This is a genomic window from Veillonella parvula, assembly GCF_040097785.1.
GTDB classification, from domain to species: domain Bacteria; phylum Bacillota; class Negativicutes; order Veillonellales; family Veillonellaceae; genus Veillonella; species Veillonella parvula_D.
This window is the reverse complement of record NZ_JBBNNS010000005.1, coordinates 48805-66901: the sequence shown is the minus strand read 5'-3', so window position 1 is coordinate 66901 and position 18097 is coordinate 48805. Positions and strand designations below refer to the sequence as shown.

13 protein-coding genes are annotated in these 18097 nt (G+C 38.3%); all 13 read right to left on the bottom strand.

Annotation, left to right across the window (positions count from 1 at the left end):
• Complete coding sequence (lpxD, locus tag AAA071_RS08535) at positions 1 to 1032, bottom strand: UDP-3-O-(3-hydroxymyristoyl)glucosamine N-acyltransferase (protein ID WP_004695469.1); 1032 nt, start codon at positions 1030 to 1032, stop codon at positions 1 to 3.
• Between the two features lie 31 nt (positions 1033 to 1063).
• A complete protein-coding gene (locus tag AAA071_RS08530) occupies positions 1064 to 1591 on the bottom strand; it encodes an OmpH/Skp family outer membrane protein (protein ID WP_004695467.1) in 528 nt (175 codons plus the stop codon).
• An 11-nt stretch (positions 1592 to 1602) separates the two neighbouring features.
• Positions 1603 to 2574 carry a coiled-coil domain-containing protein gene (locus AAA071_RS08525; protein ID WP_215675947.1) on the bottom strand — a complete coding sequence of 324 codons (972 nt, stop codon included), beginning with the start codon at positions 2572 to 2574 and terminating at the stop codon, positions 1603 to 1605.
• Between the two features lie 29 nt (positions 2575 to 2603).
• On the bottom strand, positions 2604 to 3092 hold the full coding sequence (locus tag AAA071_RS08520; RefSeq protein WP_004695463.1) for an OmpH/Skp family outer membrane protein: 489 nt from the start codon (positions 3090 to 3092) through the stop codon (positions 2604 to 2606).
• Positions 3093 to 3198: 106 nt separating this feature from the next.
• Positions 3199 to 5367 (bottom strand): BamA/OMP85 family outer membrane protein, encoded by a 2169-nt coding sequence (locus tag AAA071_RS08515; protein ID WP_118091611.1) that lies wholly within the window; start codon positions 5365 to 5367, stop codon positions 3199 to 3201.
• A gap of 176 nt (positions 5368 to 5543) precedes the next feature.
• A complete protein-coding gene (locus tag AAA071_RS08510; protein WP_118091610.1) occupies positions 5544 to 9833 on the bottom strand; it encodes a translocation/assembly module TamB domain-containing protein in 4290 nt (1429 codons plus the stop codon).
• Positions 9834 to 10011: 178 nt separating this feature from the next.
• Positions 10012 to 11472 carry a TolC family protein gene (locus tag AAA071_RS08505; RefSeq protein WP_004695458.1) on the bottom strand — a complete coding sequence of 487 codons (1461 nt, stop codon included), beginning with the start codon at positions 11470 to 11472 and terminating at the stop codon, positions 10012 to 10014.
• A gap of 42 nt (positions 11473 to 11514) precedes the next feature.
• Positions 11515 to 12774, bottom strand: coding sequence for an MlaD family protein (locus AAA071_RS08500; RefSeq protein WP_004695456.1), 1260 nt, complete (start codon positions 12772 to 12774; stop codon positions 11515 to 11517).
• Complete coding sequence (locus tag AAA071_RS08495) at positions 12774 to 13532, bottom strand: ABC transporter ATP-binding protein (protein WP_004695454.1); 759 nt, start codon at positions 13530 to 13532, stop codon at positions 12774 to 12776. Before AAA071_RS08495 ends, AAA071_RS08500 begins: the two co-directional genes overlap by 1 nt.
• 21 nt (positions 13533 to 13553) lie before the next feature.
• Positions 13554 to 14315, bottom strand: coding sequence for an MlaE family ABC transporter permease (locus tag AAA071_RS08490; RefSeq protein ID WP_004695453.1), 762 nt, complete (start codon positions 14313 to 14315; stop codon positions 13554 to 13556).
• 30 nt (positions 14316 to 14345) lie between these two features.
• A complete protein-coding gene (locus AAA071_RS08485) occupies positions 14346 to 16328 on the bottom strand; it encodes a SpoIVB peptidase S55 domain-containing protein (protein ID WP_118091609.1) in 1983 nt (660 codons plus the stop codon).
• Between the two features lie 12 nt (positions 16329 to 16340).
• Positions 16341 to 16625 (bottom strand): biotin/lipoyl-containing protein, encoded by a 285-nt coding sequence (locus AAA071_RS08480; protein WP_004695449.1) that lies wholly within the window; start codon positions 16623 to 16625, stop codon positions 16341 to 16343.
• A gap of 88 nt (positions 16626 to 16713) precedes the next feature.
• Entirely contained in the window at positions 16714 to 18054 is a 1341-nt protein-coding gene (locus AAA071_RS08475; protein WP_118091608.1) for a phosphodiester glycosidase family protein, read from the bottom strand.
• Positions 18055 to 18097: the final 43 nt, after the last annotated feature.

Genomic DNA, 18097 nt, shown 5'->3' with positions numbered 1-18097 from the left:
TTAGCTCTCCTTAAGCTGTGCTTTCAAAGCGTCAATTTCTTTTTGTAATTGTTTTACAGTTTTCACCATTTCTGGCAAACGATTCTCGTAAGCAGCCAATTTTAGCCACTCTTTATGAGGTCTCATTGGATACCCAGCCATAACAGAATTAGAAGGCACATTGCCAGTAATTCCTGTTTTACCTGCAAATTGTACATTATCTCCAATTGTAATATGACCTGTACAGCCTGTTTGTCCTGCAAAGATTACATGGTTACCACATTTTGTACTACCTGCAATCCCAACCTGTGCGATTAAGAAACAATCTTCTCCAATCTCAACATTGTGGCCAAGGTGAACAAGATTGTCAATTTTGGTACCGCGGCGTACCAAGGTAGATCCCATTGTAGCATTGTCGATAGTAGTGCAAGAGCCAATTTCTACATCATCTTCAAGAATAACATTGCCTACTTGAGGAATATGCGTATGAATACCATTTTCTGTGGCAAAACCAAAACCTTCACCACCGATAACTGCTTTAGCACGCAATACAACGCGTTTACCCAAAATACAGTTCTCATGTACGATAGCACCCGCATAGATGTCAGAATCTTCCCCAATTCGTACATTATGACCAATATATACATAAGGTCGAATCGTTACATTATCACCGATAACAGCATTATCATTAATAACACAATAGGCACCAATAGCTACATTTTTACCAAGTGTAACATTCTTGCCAATAATAGCAGTACTATGCACTTCACGGGGAACTACAACAGGTGGATGGAATACTTCTAGCACTTGGGCAAATGCAGATTTTGCATTATCAACTACGATTTGCGCCATCGGTGCATTTTTTACTTCTGATTCAACGATAACAGCACCCGCTTGGCATAACGCAATATGTTCAACATATTCACCAATTGCAAAAGTTATGGATTGTTTTACCGCTTGTTCAAAGCTACGTGTCTCAGTAATGACAATAGACTCATCCCCTATAAGTTGACCGCCTACTAAATTTGCGAGTTCCTGTAAAGTTTTTTCCAAGGCAAACTCCTCCCCCTGTGGTAATCCTCAATTATTGTGCAGCTTCAGTTGTACTTGTTGTAGCTTGATCTGCTTGCTGTGCATTTTGCTGAGCATCTTGTTGCTCTTGAGCTTTAGCTGCGTTTTCAACTTCTTTGATTTGATCGTCAGAAGCCTTACCCATTTTTGTGATCAAATCATCGGTTACATCAGAGCCACCACCAACAACAGCGCCTTTTTCAATAATAACATCAAGTTTTTTTTCTTTCACAAGTTCATTGATTTTTTGTTCTTGATATTGACGGTATTCTTGTGCTTTTGCATTTGCAAAGGCATTTAATTCTTGATTCGCTTGGTTAAATACATTTTGTTTAGATGCTTCATCAGCAGCAGCAATTTTAGCATCTAATTCCGCTTTTTTAGCGTTAATCTCTTTAGTAATTTCAATACCTTTTTCAGTACTATTTGCTACTTTCACGCTATCCACATAGCCAACATTGTTAGAACCACAACCACCTAAGATAGCCATAGAAGCTACTAAAGCTGCACTTAATACTAAAGATTTAATACGTTTATTCATAATATAACTCCTTATTGAACTCGATAGGACGCCTTCACTGCATCAGTAATATCAAGCCCTTTAATATTACCACCATCATCGATGATGACTAAATCTAAATGTTGTTCCTCAGCAATAATTGTTACACGCATACGAACATCTTCTAAAATAGCCTCATGAAGTGCACTCACTTCAGCTTCTTTATCTGAAAGTTTTTTTGCCCATGTATCATTCCAATCTTGCGCCACAGGCAGATTATTATTAGCAATGATGGCTTGTGCTTGTTGTTGCACCATGGAGTCTCGTTTCTCAGCTAATTCCTTCTGTAGGGATGCAGCGTATTGATTGAGCTCTTCCTGCCCTTTTTGTTGCATTGGAGCAAGCTCAGCCTGTACCTTTGCTTTAATTGAATCCACATCGAAATCCGACGGCTTTCTCTTAGCTAATAATTCTTTTAACCTTTCTTCTTTTTTAGCCTTTTCAGCCATAGCCGCTGCTCTTTGTGCATCATCTATATATACACGTGCATCATAGGCATATAAGTCTAATTGAAGGTTTACGATTTCCAGATCATATTCATTAGTACTAACCTTTAACTCAGCTAAATACTTTTGAGTCAATTCATTGCGCTTCGAATTTAATTGCTGATTTAGTTCATTTTCTTTTGTTGCAATACGAGTTTGCAATTCTACCGTAAGAGCATCTGACAAGGTTGAATCCAATGCAAGTGTTTTCAACTGTTCATCTTGTGTCTCTGACTTGGCATTTAAGGCTTGTTGTTCAAGTTCATATTGACGTTGTAAAAGTTCCAGTTCATTCTTGGCTTGTTTATAATCCGCATAGGATGGATTAAACGCTAGTACATCATCAATGCGTACAACACCTATTGACATGCCATCAGGACCCTGTTGGCGATTTGTTACAAAACCATAGGCCCAAACCATAGCACTTATTGCAGCAACGAGAAATATGACTAGTCCTATATATCGTTGTTTCCCGTTCATTGTCGTTCTCCCTTACATAGAACTACAGTTTATTTTTTTGCATCAGTAGCTAGTTTTTTCAATACTTGATCTGTAATGTCAACACCGCCATATAGTACAGTATCTTTAGTCATAACAACGCTAAGACCCTTAGCATCACCAACTGCTTTTGCAGCCTCCATAGCTTTATCTTGAACGGATTTAGCAATTTCTTGATCTTTTTTTGCTAGGTTTTGACGCGCTTCTTCAGCGATTTTTTGTTTAGTAGCATCATCTTGTGCTGCATCAATTTTAGCTTGCGTTTCTTGTTGTAATTGGCTTTGATAGCTCATATATTCTTGAGCTGCAGAGATATAAATTGGATTATCTTGAGACAACATACGAGATGTATCAATAACCCCAATAGTACTAGTCCCACTATTACTACTAGGCGAAGCCATTTGCGTATAAGCTAACGCACCAATACCAACAATAAAAATTGCAGCAATGACGATGGAAAAAATCTTTACATTCGCCTTGTTGTTCATCATTCGCATCATAATAGAGTGCCCTCATTTCTTTAAATCACTGCATCAAAGGATGCCATATAGAGATATTGGTGAAAGCCTCTTTAAAAAGAGGCCTTCACCATATACATTTACTATATTAGAATTGTGTACCGAAGCTGAAGTGGAATTTATTTTTGTGTTTACCCACGCCATAGTCAAGTTTAACTGGACCAATTGGAGTCGTAATACGAACACCAGCACCAACGCCATAGTTAAAGGTTTTCTTGCTATTATACCATGTAACATTTGGTGCATCCCATGCATCACCGATATCAGTAAACAATACGCCACTAACCTTTTTAACGATTGGGAAACGGAATTCCAATGTAGCATTGTACATATACTTGCCACGGAATTGATCATCTTCATAACCACGTAAGGAATCAGCACCACCCAATGTGAACAATTGGCTATAAGGAGCATCACCTTGAATAAAGCCACCACGTGCACGGAATGCCAATACATTCTTAGCACCAAGTTTTTTATACATGCGTGCTTCAGCTGTGAATTTATAGAAGTCGAAGTCACCGCCTAAACCATGACCAGCCCATTGTGTAGTATAGGAAATACGACGACCACGAGTTGGTTCATAGATATTATCACGAGAATCGTATACTTTTTGCCATGTTACGGAGTTAATGCGACCGAAGTTATTTTTTACATAGTTGTCAGATGCAAAGTTATAGGAACCATTATCCCAGTTTGTACCTTTACCCGCATTTTTATCATAACGGAAACCAGAGCTATCATCATCATCCCATTTATAAGTATCTTTACGAGATTCTAATGTCAAGTAATCACGAGTATATTCCCCAGTTTGACGACCGAAGGAAATATTGAAACCACGAGATTTCTTATTGTATTCTGCTACTTCACTACCATCTTCATTGTAATCTGTGTATTCATCTTCGCGGTTGAAGAAGGAGAAGCCAAGGGATGTACCTTTGCTATCAATCCAAGGTTTCAAATAGGAGATTTGGTAGTTCTTATATTTTTTCTTACCACCGATTTCCCAGTGAACTTTAAATTTATCGCCAGTACCACGTAAATTATCTTCACCAAATTCAACAATACCCATCAATCCATCAGATTTAGAGTAACCAGCGCCTAATGTGATGGTACCAGTCTTATGTTCCAATACATCGATTTCAATAATTACATTATTTGGATCTTGTTCACCTGGCAACATACGAACGTTTACGTCATCAAAGAAACCTAAGTTATATACGCGTTCTACAGAACGACGTACCAAGAATTTATTAAAAGGTTTTCCTTTCTTTTGAACAAATTCACGAGTAATAACTTTATTGCGGGTTTTCTTGTTACCTGCTGGAATGATATCTTCTACGACACCTTCAACAATGTGTATATGAAGTATGCCTTGGTCATCTACACGGATACCATCAACGTGTGCTAACATATAGCCATCGCGAGCATATGCAGCATTAATGCCTTGAACTTTTTGCCCTACGGATACAGAGTTAAGAACTTGACCTGGTTGAATGTCCATGAACTTAGTCAATACTTCGGAGGAATATACAGTATTACCTTCAAAGGAAACGCCAGTGGTAACTGGATTTACGGTTACAGCAAAGTCCAATTTTACGCCTTCAGGCACGGAAGTGAATACAGGATTTACTTCAGAGAAGTACCCAGTATTACCAAGATTAGTTACATCTTTAAATACACCATCAACAGATACGGCATCGCCAACTTTTTCAGTTAAAATTGGCAATAAATTTGCTTGTTGTTCAGCTGTAACCCCAGATATAGACAAACCGGTAATCAATTTACCTACGTAAGGATTAACAGATTCTGCACTAGCAGATGTAACATATTGTGCTTCTACTGTTGTAACAGCTTGAGTTTGGCCATTTTCAGCAGCCTTATCAAGATCAGTACCACCAGTAGTTTTAGATACCATTTTTACTTGTTTATCATCAGTTTTTAAAGCAGCATTATTGACTGTAACAGTTCCATCAGAACCTTTTACTACAGTGCCGTCACTAGATATAGTCGTATCACCACGAGCAGCTAAGATAGCTGCATCAGTTTCATCTTGTATAGTTGTAGTAGTTGCATCAGCATTATAAACAGCTTGTGTAGTAGCTGCATCATTTGTTGTAGCAGCATTAGTCGTCGTTGTGCTATTTAAATCTGGAGTATAGCCAGCTTGTACCTCAGCAGCAAATACACTGCCTGTCCCCATGACAGCGGTCAACACGGACGCTGCAAGCATACTTTTATAAGCTTTTGGTTTAAACATAAATTCCTCCTAGAACTCATCCCCATAAAGAGTTTACATCTTATTTATAAAGACTAATAAATCTTTATCATTATAGCATAAATTGCTTGGAATGAGTACTATATTAAACAAATTTTATGAAATTAATATGACTAGAATGTGCATACCTAAGGGGTTTACACATTCTAGTCATACTCTTAAAAGCTACGTGTCCAACGACCACCTATATAATTGTTCCCTTTTGATGTATGCCATCCCGTGAACTTAAGGTTTCGTTTAACAGAATATTCTATACCATATTTATTTTGTTTATTATTAATACCTTGAGAATAAGTCAACATGACTCTCGGTAATACATATTTACCGATTTCAATATTATAATTACTTGCCGTATCCCTATTGGTTGGCTCATCGGGATCAATTGACCCTGTTGTAATATTGATGCGGTCTAACCCAAGTGTATTTTGTAATGCATCTTGTACATAGCCAAAAGCAAACATTTGAAGCCCTGCTGTAGCCACAGCATTCACATCTTCATTTGTCAAAGTACTACTATTTGAATCTGCACCGCGGCCGAAGGTCAACATGGAAATGATTTGCTTTCTAGACAATGTAGGATTAGAGGACAATGATAAGTCCATATGATCCACTGTCCCTTTTACGCCAAGCATAATAGTGTAATTACTTACATTTGTTTCAGCCTCTAATTGTAAGTTTGGTAAATAAGAGCCACCTACGAAATGGGCATTCCCTTTTGTAATATTAAATACATGGCTCAAATACTTAAACGTGCCATTTCTAACATCGAATTGACCACTAGCAGTTGGATTTTGTAAGGATCCACCAAAATGAACATCGCCACTGATAAACATGTTGTATAAGGTGCGATCATATAAACGTACACCTTTACCCGCATGAACAGTAACATCCACCCCCATATCTTTGGTACTTTCACTAGATTGTAAGGAAAGAGGAATTTTGAATTGAATCTTTTCAAGATTTAAAGTACCAATAAGGGTCGGCAATCCATCTCGGTCAGCAATATAAAGTTCACCATTCAACGGTCCTCTTACATATTCACTGCGAACCTCTAAATCTTCTAGCTGAACTGCCGCCTTGTAATTAGTAAGAGTATGTCCGGACCAATTTACTTTAGCAGCCAAACCAGCTGAGCCTTTGCCCATATTAATACGGGATTGGAAATCACCTTGTTGACCAGAGAAAATTAAGTCACCATCAATACCAGTAATTTGATTTTCTACACTTGCCAATTTCATCGTACCATTACGTACCGATACAGTTCCATATGCTTCAGGCTGATCAATAGTGCCTGTAATGTGAACCGTGCCTTTTAACGGACCTGTTGCCTCCTTAACACTAGTTGTAAGAAGAGGAATAACAGCCATATCTGCTTCGTTAAAATCAATAGTTACATCCATAGATTTGCTATCATTTGCTGGAATATACCCAGACGTAAAGATTGCCGCTAATGGAATCTTACCATAGACACTTAGCTTATACCCACTTTTGGCACCTTGAATTCGTTGAATCTGAATAACTTGATCTTGCATTGTAGCCAATACAAAACCTTCATCAATACCAACACCATTAAAGGACCCCGACTCTACAGCACCGGATAATTCTACTTTAGGATTCTTAGTTTCCCCAGTGATATTTACAACGCCAGTCACCCAACCAGTAGCTTGAATATCCTTACCCATAAGTGGCAAGAACGGTACTATATCAACATCCTTTAATGCAACCTGTAAGTCCGCTTGACCATCAAGATCCATCGTACCGCCTATTGCAATGAGACCTTCATCAACAGGCAGTTTCAAAGTTGTAACTTTGAATTTACGATTAGCAAGACTTGCATCGATAGTTGCATCACCAACAATCTTTTCATCAATACTTACATCATTAATCTTGCCTGTTACATTAACGCTTGGATTGTCGCGTGTACCTCCGATTTCAACAGAACCATTTAATTTGCCATCAATGTGTTCATTGGACCGGTCTAGCAAGGTTAGCAAATTCTTTACGCTACCATTAGTAACATCTAATACACCAAATAGTTGTCTACTATCATCAAACTTCATACCACCTTTAGCAGTGTAGCGACCACCATCGGCTTCAGCAAAGGTGAAATCTTGCACATTTACAACCGATTTATCTGCATAAACACGACCATGAATATCGTTCAATAATTCCCCATTAACTGATAAGGCATCGGATGAAATATAGCCATTGAATTGAGGGTTATCCACAGATCCAGTAATTTGTCCTCGACCAGATAGCAAACCATCAACTTTGTAATCCGTATTAATGAGCAATCTGCCCATATCAATTTTTTTGCCTTCAAAATCAATATTAATTGCTTCTTTAGATACTGTACCGCCACCTGTGATAGTTGCACCATAACCTTCAATATCAAATCTATAAAGCTCTAATGTATCATTCTGATAGTTATATTTTGCAAACGCATTGGTCACGAGTTTGCCATAAGCAGAACCATCCCACAAATGAGCACGACCTTCTATAATCGGATTTGCAGCCGTCCCTGTAATATGATTGTCTGTTTCAAACCAACCTGTAATAGGAACATCTGTAACAGTACGAATCACATTTTCAATACGAGCAGCCCGAGCCTTGGCATTTAGATCTAACACATCTGTATTAAGATTATACCAACCATTAACATCATAGCCCCCATCGCCATCACCAATATGTCCATTGGTGATAGTGAGAATATGGTTATCTAGCTTAATATCTCCATGGATATTATTGAATCGAGCCCCTTTATAATGTACCTCTTGCCCCCATACAGTGCCCATTACATTTGGATTATCCAATGTACCTTGTATCGCAAAAGAGGTATTCAAGGTGCCATCAACATCTTGACCAATAATAGGACTTAGTGCGGTCAATGGCAATGCATTACCGGAAATAGTGGCATCTATATTACCATTTTGGATATAGCCATATCCGCTTAGCGCCCCATCTCCTATAGTGCCTACAACGGTCATATTTGTACTATTATCAGCATGCGTAAAGTTAGCTTTTGCAGTATCAACTACAACACCGCGAATGCCTATTTGGCGACCTTCAACAGAGCCTACAACATCTGTAACTTGATTATTTTTTCCTAAGATACGCATCTCACCATCGATATTACCTGTAACCGGTGAGATCATATCTTTTGTGAAAGTGCCTAAAGGTAAATTTTGAATCTTTATAGTAGCATCAAAATCCCCTGTATCAACCACATATTGGCCCTTAACCTTTGCACTACCTTCGCCTACTGATAGGCGCACATCATCCGTACGAACTAAACCGTTATCATATACAATATCACCTTGTAAACGATCAATATAGTAACCATTATAAGAAATACCATCACTAGCAATCGTTGCATCTACACGAGGAGCTACTGTCGTACCACCAATATGTGCACGCCCACCTACAATACCAGAAACACCGACGTCTGTTATCGCCTCTAAATCTACTTTATCGGCCACAACATTAAGATTTAAATACTCTTCATCTTTGCCTAGTGTAACTAAGCCATTGATCTTTGTTACTTGATCATTTACCCTCCAAGAACTACGACTAATAACGATTTGATCATTATTAAGCATAATGCGACCCGTGCCATCGGTAATATTATAAATTGTATTACCCCGTTTATAAGTGCCTGTTAAACCTTTAAAGCCTACATTACCACTCATAATGTATTTGCCATCTTCACTTTTAAGATTTAAATGTAAATCTTGTAACTTACCACTCGTTACAGATAGATCCTTACGAAGTGGAACAAAACTCATAATACCAGCAGTATCAATTTCATCAGCTTGTACAAAGAGATCAAAATTAGATACATTGTTCATATCAATTTTGCCATTCAAGGTAATTGCGGAACCATCTACATCAGCAGTAAAGGCACCTTTAGACATGCCACTCATATCAAGCGCCATAGTCCCATCAAGATTTTCTACATTCCTCTTTATTCCATCTTTAGTACGTAGCGCTACGCGACCATCATTAACAGTCACAGCGCCATCAAAAGTACCCGACTTATTTGGATCGGATGGTTTTACTAATTTAGTTATACTCCACGACCCATCAGCTAGTTGCCATATATGAAAATCTGGCGCCTCGACGATTACACTAGAAATAGCCGTAGCCCCTGATGTGTTGCCACCAATAATCTTCGGTAAAGAAGATAATTTAACTCCTACAGCTACCTCTTGAGCAGTTCCAACTAAATGTCCATCTCTATCTTTGATAATCACATCTGTTAGAACAACATCACCATTCCAATTAATTCGGAGAGAATCATAGTCTATAGAACCGTTTATGACATTATTTACTTGTTCTTTAACCATAGGTGCAATGTAAGTTTGAGCCATAGGATTAATGCTGGCACCAACAATACCAGACAAACCTAAAATCGCTGCACCGATAAGGAGCCACTTTTTACGGGTCATAATGATACTCCCATACACATTATGAATAATATAAATATATATACTAATCTTACCACAGACACAGTAATAACTATAGTATTTTCAGAGTGAATTTTATAAAACCTATCAAGAACACTCATTGTCTATAATGTCCATTACAAGAAAAAAGACGACCGAAGTCGTCTTTTTAAAGATCATATTATTGATTGCCGCCTAGTTTTGACAATTGTTCAACAGCACCACTATTAGCGATAACTTCAGCACCTTGACCTACAGGTGTAGACAATGGAACGCCTGTTAATTGTTCAAGAGCCGCAATGCTAATATTGTAATTGTAAAGAGCTTCTACATAGTTATTACGAGCTGTTGTCAACTTAGTTTCTGCATCAAGTACATCAAGGTTCGTACCAACACCTGCACGGTAACGAAGCGTAGCAATACGGAAACTTTCTTGACCTTGTGCGACTGCAGTTTGTGTACTTTGGATTGTTTGTTCAGCAGCTCGTAAATTCAAGTATGCTTTTTGTACAGCTAACAATACAGCATCAACAGTGGCCAAGTTAGCTTCTTTTGCTTGTTCAAGTTGTGCATTTGCTTTTTTAATAGCATTTTGTGTTGCACCACCATCCCATAAGTTCCAAGTAGCACTAGCACCAACACTCCAGGACTTTGTACTTGTACCAAAGTAACCATCTGGATCACCATAGCCACGACCAGCTTTTACAGCAACCGTAGGCAAATAACCCGCCTTAGCAGATTTTACAGCTTCTTCCGCAGATTTTACATCAAGAGCTGATTTAACAAGAGCGGAACGATGAAGCATAGCATATGCTTTCGCTTGCTCCAAGGTTACATTATATGGTTTATATTGTAAATCATGCTCTGCTGTAGTAATAGCTGTTTGTGCAGGGTATGCAATAACTTGATTTAAGTTCGCCTCTGCTAAATTTGCAGCATTTTGCGCTTTTACAAGAGATGTTTGAGAATCATCAAGATTTGTTTTAGCTGCCAATACATCGGAGCTCGCCACTAAACCAACATTATACTGTGCCTCTACATTAGTTACATGACCTTGATAATCTTTAACAGCTTGTTGTGCTACATCTACCATATTACGGCTCATAATCAATGTATAATAACCGTTAAGAGCATCATATTTTGCTTGTTGTAAAGCCTCTTCATAGCTAGCACCAGTACCTTCACGAGTATAACGTGCAGAATCAATGCTTGCATCGAGTTGTGGATTGAATACAGGCGCACTAATGGAGAAGTTATGACTACCAGATTTGCCACTACCTGTGTCACCGCCCGTTTTTTGAGCACTCCAACCATAACTAACACTTGGATTCTTACCAGCTGCTACTTGGCTTACTGCAGATTTAGCAGCTTCATAACCCCATTTAGTTTGCTTAGCTGTACGATTATTAGCTAATGCTAAATCAACCGTACGGGCTTCGTTTAAAGCTAATGTACGTTCATAGGTTTTACTGTCTAAAACAGATTTTTCTGCTAATTGCTTTTGTGTTAATTGAATAGCTTCTTTTTGATATTTGCTTAATTGGTCTCCGTTGTTAACGGATGTAGTTACTACATCAGCCGCGAATGCACCAGTAGTAACTAAAGAAAGCATTACACCTAAGGAAAGAACCTTTTTATTCATAATATGTACCTCCATACTCATATAGAGTAAATGTGTTAGTCATTAGAATACTTGTTTAATACCGAAATAGGTACCTCCATTCGTAGAACTGAACGGTCTGGTCATTTGAATAACGCCATAGGTATCTTTATGCAAACGTATATCACTACGAATACGATATTTACGATGATTAAGGTCATATAGCGCGGCTGATAAGGACACAGGACCACGGAAGTTATAATCCACCCCAAGACCCAATTCACTTTCAAAAATACCACCACGCACTAACCATTTAGAACTAATAAATCGACCTGCATTCAGATCAAAAGTAGTATCATCACCCATATTAGAAAGGCCAATTTCAGCCATTCCTTTATTGTTAAAGGCACGTACTCTACCATTGACACGGAATTCATTATCCGTTGTGTTATACAACAAATCTACAGATGGTTCAATCTTGGTAGATGACTTTTTTTCAGTCATACCAACCTCTACACTATTTCCATTTACATCCGTTTGGTACGCCTTTCCGCCCATCAGTTTATTGATGCGAGCTGAAATCTGTGCCGTATTATGTAAAGTCTCCTTAATATTTTCTTGTGCTTTAGGATCTGTTACAGTTGATTCCATGGTACGAGCCATATTATCTACACGATCAGTAGTTTGTTTTAAATTAGTTAAAATAGCACGCATATCATTGCCTGCATTACCATCAGCATTAAACTGTTGTGCTGCTTGATTTAGCTGAGCCGTTACATCCGCCATATTTTGTGTAATAGCTACCGCATTATCAGCCATCACAGCTGTAGATTGCAAAGAATATTTAAGTGCACTTTGAGTTGCAGGATCACCAATAATACTATTAATAGACTGTAGCATCTTCTCAGTACCATCCATTAATTTTTGTGCACTCTGCATGGCCTTATCCACAGCATCAACGCCTTCACCTTTAACGGAGTCACCATCTTGTAAATATACTTTAGACTGTCCTGGTGAAATTTGAATAAATTTATCACCTAAAAAACCATCTGACCCCAAGGAAAAGATTGAGTCACTTGGAATCTGCGTTTTTTCATCAAGTTTCATCTTAACCACAACGCCACGCGGTGTAATTTCAATATCAGAAACAGTCCCGATGGCCACGCCGGAAAATTTAACCTGATTCCCATTTTTTAGGCCATTTACTTGAGTGAAATCACCTGTAATTGTCATTTGCGGTTTAGCCCAAATATCGATACGGCCTACAAATAGTATGCCTGCAATAAATAGAACTATACCTATTATTGTAAAAGCCCCTACCTTGGCCTCCGTCGTCCACTTCATTATATATCTCCCATCGCAGATTCGTTAATCGGCTCTGCTTCACCATGAATAAATTGTTGTACCTTCTTATTTGTAGAATTCTTAAATTCTATTGTATCAGAAATTTCTACAAAATGCCCCTGATCGAGTAAAGCTATGCGGTCAGCAACATAAAATGCTGACTGCATATCATGTGTTACCACGATAGAAGTACAACCAAGCCGATTCTGCATCCCCTTAATTAGCATACTAATCGTACCTGATGTAATAGGATCTAACCCTGATGAAGGTTCATCATAAAGAATTAAACTCGGATCTAGTGCTATAGCACGAGCTAAGCTAACCCGCTTTTTCATACCACCAGATAACTCATTAGGCATATAGGACTCATATCCCTTTAAACCAACCCAATCAAGTCTTTCTGCCACAATGCGTTTGATTTCGTCATCCTTTAACTTCGTATGTTGACGCAAACCAAAAGCTACGTTCTCACCTACCGACATAGAATCAAACAAAGCTGAATATTGGAATACCATCCCCATTTTTCTTCGTACCGTATTAAATTCATCTTCAGATAATGTAGTTATATCTGTGCCATCTACGATAATCTGCCCTGATGTAGGACGTTGTAAACCTATTAATAAGCGAAGTAATGTACTTTTACCACTACCACTGCCGCCTAATATAACTAACGTCTCCCCATCATTAATAGTGAGATTAACAGAGTCTAAAATCACACGTGACTCGTAGGCAACTACAACATTACGTAGTTCAATCATAAATCCCTCTAAAAATATCCACTAAAATAACAATGTAGATAAAAAGTAATTTAATACAAATACTAGAATAATACTAGTTACTACAGAACTAGTAGTGGAAAAACCAACAGCTTCTGCGCCCATTTTAGTTTCCATGCCCTTATAAGCACCTACCAATGCAATGACAGCACCAAACACACTAGACTTTATAAGTCCTAAGGTGAAATCTGAAATGGTAGAAAACATTTGAATAGAGTCTAAATATGTACTAGGCGCCAAACCCTTGATAACAGTGGCTACAAAGTAACCACCGGCAATACCGATAACAACACCATAAAATGCCAAAATTGGCACCATAATCATACACGCTACTACACGTGGTACCACGAGGTAACCAACAGGATCAACAGCCATAACACGTAGGGCATCAATTTGTTCTGTTACCTTCATTGTACCAATTTCAGCCGTGATAGCTGCGCCAACACGGCCGGCTAATACTACACCAACTAAGATAGGACCCAATTCACGGCCCATAGCTACAGCCATAAGGCCACCTACTGTACTTTGAGCACCATAGGTAATTAGTACATCTGTAATCTGTAAGGTCATAACGGCACCAGCAAAGAGTAGAGTTAAGCTAATAATAGGCAAGGAGTCTACCCCTAAGTGAGCCATCTGTTGAAATACATGCCACAGATTAATCATTTTTAATTGTTTTATTGTTTGCCACACTAATAATGTAGCACTACCCATCTGCGATAAGCCGTTTATGACGACTCGACCTATCGATTCTAGCCAACTCAACAGTCTATCCCTTTCCCTTACAGTTTCAACTTATTCAGCTATATTTGTTCCACCAGCATTAGCCTCATCTTTTTTATTGGTTTCTTTCGACTCTTTTTTTGAATCCTTTTTAGACTCAGCTTTATCCGTTTTATCTTTTTTAGATTGATCTTCCAATTCTAACTTGCGTTCCATCTTAATCTGATGTTTCGCTTCTTTGACACGTTTTGCTAATTCTTTATCCCGATCAGCAGGCTTCATTACATGAATCGTAAATTGACCATCACCTTGCACAATGTACTCAGTATCAACAGCAGTCTTTTCAGGTTTCTTTTCATCATCCTTACTAGAACTCAAATCTTCTTGACCAGTTTTTTTCTTTACATCCCCTGGCATAGGTTTTGATTCCACATCTTTAAGCTTAGCCTTTTTAACAGATTGAGAGCCATCTTCATCAACTAAGCTGATACCATCTTCCAAAAATTCTACAACGATTTGATTATTTGTATCTGTCTTTTGAATTTCATCATAAAGCTCATCAAAATCTTTATGAACTTTCAAACGGCGTAAAATTTCATCTGTTAAATTATATTTCTGTTTTTCCAATACGTATGGCAATGGAATCTCGCCACCGCCACGCACCTCTAAGGTATACTTACCAATAGCTTGATCTTCAGGTACCTTAAAGAAAATTTGTTTAATAACCTTTTCACCGCGGAACGGCTCTAATGTTACATCTACTACGATAGTATCCCCAGGAGAAACTACAGTAGACGAAGCAGAAGCATCGATAAGCTTTGCTGTTTTCTTATCTTGCGTTACGTTTGTTTCAACCGAAATATCCGAAATTTCATAGTTGATGAATCGATTGTTCATAAGAACATCAATGACATTATAAAATTCATCAACTGCTTTTTCACTAATGGAATCAGAGCTGTAGAACATATTTGTCCGCGTTAATGGCTTATGTTCTTTCCCTTTTGGCGTAATAGTATAAGAAATTGTAGCCGTACCAGAGCCACTGCGATCCAATGTTTTATTCAACATATTGTATAAGGCTGTAGCTGCTAAAGTTGGTGTCATTTCACCATCTTCAATAACCTTGACGGAACTAGTTCTATCACGGCCCATATCAATATCCTTTAAATGGAATCGCAATGGAATACCTGGCGAAATCACGCCTGATACACCTGCAATACCGGCACCTCTATCTTCGGTAACAGAACCAATCTCTTTACCCATAGAGCCAAGCTTAAAGGCAGCATTATAGCTTTTTACAACGGTAAAGATACTTGCATTGTGCATAAAATAGTTAGAAGAACCATGTTTTAAGAATGGATGACCAAAGGCAACAACCTTTTCACCATCTACATGAGTAACAGTACCAATAGCGCCCAATTTAAGGTCACCATCAACTAGCAAAGCCGCTACCGAGCCACCAGCTTCTAAAGGTTTTGCAATTTCATCACCACTAGCACTTGCGGTGTCATATGTTTCATATTTATATTGTGGTAACTTCGATTTAAAGTATTCCATTGATGCCGCATCGAAGCCATACGCCATAAGTGGAGTACCTAAAGGAATCAATTGTGTATCATCCCAAGGTTTAGATAAGTTTTTCTCATATGGTATATTCCATAGTTTGACCATATCCTCAATAGGAGTAATCATACCTATCGTACCATCCGCAAACCCCCAGCCATAAGCAACAGCCCCAACGAGTTTACCATTTATATATACAGGGCTACCACTCATACCATGCGCAATGCCACCAGTTTGATCCATAACGGGTCCGGAAAACTTGGCTAAAATAAGATGGCCAGATGGTCCCTTATCCTTCATGACACCCAGTACCTTTACATCAAAAGTGGAAATAGTATCCCCTACGATTACAGTTTTTGCAATACCTTCCATACCTGTTGTTACATCATTGACAGGCATAAAATCAATAGCCTGTGCAGTTGTAAGTGAAGTACAGAAGAAAAGCGCCAGTATCGCTTTTCTATACCGACGCCAAGAATGAGAAAACTTCATTCCTTCTCTCCTTTATTTACTTTCTACAGTGACAACGATTTGATCACGAGAAACGTCTGAACCCACTGTAACATTAACCGCCGTTACAGTACCAGTTACAGTAGATTTAGCAGCAGCCATAGGACCAGCCAATGTCTCTACAGTCACCAATGTTTGGCCTTCTGTTACAGAAGTACCAACAGAAACTGTAGAAGCAACTTTACCTGTTAATACACTTTGGTATGATACAGGGGCCGCCATTACAGAGCTAACACTTAAAATGCCTAATGCAGCTAAAGCTAACACTACTCTTTTCATAACGATCCCTCCTTTTACAAAATTAGTTATGTATTTATAGTATACTAAATTATTAGTAATATTTCAAACAAATTTGTATGCAACGAATCTATTTTATGATTACTATATCCTCATAACTCATAGGTGCAGAAGATTTGTGTACATAATCATCATTGATAACTATATCAATGCTACCTTGATTTGATAATTCAGCGCCATCAACAACACCTAATTTAGACAATAACTGAGCTCCTTCTTTTTGAGTCACACCTACAGATTGAAGTTCGGATTTATCAACTGTTAGCACAACTAAATCATGTTCCTTTGTGGTTCCAATGAAACTACGACCTTTGTTATTAGATTCATCAGCTCCTACATAGCGACCGCCTTTCATCACCATAGTGCCCACTTCTAAACTAGCTCCACCGGTAGTACTAACTTGAGCAAGTTCTTCTCTATTTTGAATCGTAATAGGTGTTCCAACTTTTAATTTACGTAAAGCACTTCCAGATTCGCCATGACCAGACAATACGTATTGGTTTTCCCCAATTTTAGAATTTCCCTTTTGTTTACTAATAACCTTGCCATTAGCTACAGTCACTTCATAACCATATTCATTGGTCTTTGTAGAAGGACCATAAGTTGACGTATAAAGGGTCAAGGCATTCTCTTTACGAACCGTATCAACGGAGGTGATTACAAAACTCTCATTCTTTGTTTTAGCTTGAAGTAAAGGTTTTTTCTCTTCTATAAAATATCCTCTATTAGGCGTATATCGTAACGTACCACGATTAGAAATACGCTCTAAATCAATGGCTCCATCACTCGCCACTGAGTAAGGTCGTTCAAAACTGCCCCCTTTTACCTTTGCTCCAATGATAGCTGTATGAGCTTGAGTAACAGAAGATAATGGTTTACCTTCTGGAACATGCGCCACCACCATAGGTGAATCATTATCTACGGTCAATGCAAAGGCTTGAATTTTCCCTTCAGCTACGGTGTTATTAATTTTGCTATACGTTACAGATTTATTTACATCTTTTGTAGTCTGTTGCGCATAGCCAGAAAATAAATCCACTACTATACGCGAAGGCTTTTCTAATGCAAACTCATGATGTTGTACATCCTTATTCGCTGTTAATGTTACTCGTAAGGCCCCATTAACCTGTTGTAAGCCAATGCCTTTAAGAACTCCCGTTTTTTTATCATTTTGTGATATGGGGCCAGTTAAACCATTTGTAGTACCCCCTAAGTTCAATGTAAGAGCATGTGTTTCTTCATTATAGGATTGAGTCCAAGATACAGGCATTTCAGATACATCTAAAACAATTCGGCTTGTACCTTCATGATTAGATACGCGCACCCCTGTTAAATTACCGGCCTCAGCATGAGGAACGGTACTACCCAGTAGACCTAAAACAGCAAAAGTCATATACAGATATCGTTTCATCTTTAATTCCTCTATAGCTACAAACCATAATAATGGCCTTATA